We start from the raw sequence: 2,222 nt of genomic DNA, 5'->3' as shown, positions 1-2,222 counted from the left end.
AAGCAGCCATCATGACACCGAACGACTATGTCGGTGCCATCATGGAGCTCTGTCAGAAGAAACGCGGCAGTTTCATCGACATGCAGTATATCGATACGACCCGTGTCAAAATCACGTACGACATCCCGCTCAGTGAGATCGTCTATGACTTCTTCGATCAATTGAAGTCGAGCACGAAAGGTTATGCATCACTTGACTACGACTTGATCGGCTATCGTCCATCGCGTCTCGTCAAGATGGATATCCTCCTCAACAACGAACTCGTCGATGCGCTCAGCTTCATCGTTCACCGCGATTTCGCCTACGAGCGTGGCAAGGTCATCGTCGAGAAATTGAAGGCGCTCATCCCGCGGATGCAGTTCGAAGTGCCGATTCAGGCAGCGGTCGGGACGAAAATCGTGGCCCGCTCGACGATCAAGGCGCTTCGTAAAAACGTTCTCGCCAAGTGTTACGGCGGTGACATCTCACGGAAGCGTAAATTGCTCGAGAAACAAAAAGAAGGTAAAAAGCGCATGAAGATGGTTGGATCTGTCGAAGTGCCGCAAGAAGCGTTCATGTCCGTCTTGTCGATGGACGAAGAATAATCGATTGCCCTTATCTCCGGATAAGGGCGATTTTTCGTATTTGGCAGGATTCGGCATGCCGGGTACGGAATAGTACCCACTTACAGACAAATAGAGGAGGAGTGGCGGTGCCGATTTATAATTTTTCAGCAGGGCCGGGCGTATTGCCGGAACCTGTCTTACGAGAAGTGCAAGCCGAATTTCTTTCCTATAAACAAGGGGTGTCCATCGTCGAGATGAGCCACCGTTCCAACACGTTCGCGACGATCGTCGAGCAGCTCGAGACGAGACTGCGGCGTTTGATGCACATTCCAGACGACTACGCCGTCCTTTTCCTTCAAGGAGGGGCGACGCTTCAATTTTCGATGGTACCGATGAACCTGCGCGAATCAGGTCGTTTCGCCTATCTCGACAGCGGGACGTGGTCGAAGAAAGCAATCAAGGACGCGAGACACTTCGGTGACGTCATCGTCGCCGGTAGTTCAGCGCCATCGAACTATGACACCATCCCGGATTGGCCGGAACAGATCCAGGACGTCGATTATCTTCATATGACGCTGAACAACACGATTGAAGGGACGCGTTACACGACACTGCCGGAGACGACCGTCCCGCTCGTCGCGGACATCTCGTCGAATATTTTGGCGGAAGCGATCGATGTGCGACGATACGGTCTCCTTTACGCCGGTGCCCAAAAAAATATCGGGCCGGCCGGATTGACGATTGTCATCATCCGTCGCGACTTGATCACCGAGCGCGATTTGCCGTCGTATCTTGCGTACAGCAAGCACGTCGACACGCTACTCAATACCCCGTCGACGTTCAGTCTATATGTCGCTGAACGAGTTCTCGCCTGGGTCGAGTCCGAGGGCGGGGTCGAAGCGATGGAACGTCGCAATGTAAAGAAGAGCGAGCTGTTGTATGACGCATTAGATACGTCACCATTGTTTCACGCCCTCGTTTCCGGCAAGGATCGGTCGCTGACGAACATCCCGTTCACGACCGGCAATGACGCGACGGATGAAGCGTTCCGGCAGTTCGCCGAGACACGCGGGTTGATTGAACTCGGGGGACATCGGTCGGTCGGAGGACTTCGAGCGAGCCTTTATAACGCGATGCCGCGCGAGGGCGTGACGCGTCTCATCGACGTGATGCATGAGTTTGAACAGGAGGGACAAGATGTTTCATATAAAAACGTATAACCAAATCGCCAAGGACGGACTAAGACGCTTCGAACCGAGCGAGTATGCCGTCAATGACGCGGAGCAAGCCGACGCCTGGGTCATTCGGAGTCACGATGTCCACGACGCGGACATCCCGCCTTACTTATTGGCCATCGCCCGGGCCGGCGCCGGCGTGAACAATATCCCGCTCGAACGACTGGCGCGCCAAGGGGTCGTCGTCTTCCATACGCCGGGTGCGAACGCCAACGCCGTCAAGGAACTCGTGCTCGCCAGCATGCTACTGTCGGTCCGACCGATTTTGGAAGGAGCGAACTGGGTCAACGGTCATGCGTTTCCCGATCAGGCGTCGCTCGAGCAGGCGATGGAAGATGAGAAACGGCGTTTCGTCGGTTCTGAGCTAAGAGGCAAACGAGTCGGGATCATTGGTCTCGGTGCGATCGGCGCGTCGCTCGCCAACGATTTGCTTCACCTCGGC

Annotated in this window: 2 protein-coding genes and 1 pseudogene; all 3 read left to right on the top strand. The window is 55.0% G+C overall.

Annotated elements, in window-relative coordinates; genetic code table 11:
• A pseudogene (locus B9Z54_RS16435) lies at positions 1-584 on the top strand (elongation factor 4); the annotation flags it as partial.
• 107 nt (positions 585-691) lie between these two features.
• Positions 692-1,765, top strand: coding sequence for a 3-phosphoserine/phosphohydroxythreonine transaminase (serC, locus tag B9Z54_RS16430; protein WP_113929426.1), 1,074 nt, complete (start codon positions 692-694; stop codon positions 1,763-1,765).
• A partial coding sequence (locus B9Z54_RS16425; RefSeq protein WP_275887818.1) for an NAD(P)-dependent oxidoreductase occupies positions 1,743-2,222 on the top strand: 480 nt, incomplete at its 3' end. The genes serC and B9Z54_RS16425, both read left to right, overlap by 23 nt.

Source organism: Bacillus sp. P14.5, from assembly GCF_003316765.1.
Lineage (GTDB): Bacteria > Bacillota > Bacilli > Bacillales > Bacillaceae_B > Rossellomorea.
Note: the sequence above shows the minus strand (reverse complement) of the source record. Positions and strands in the feature narration are given on the sequence as shown.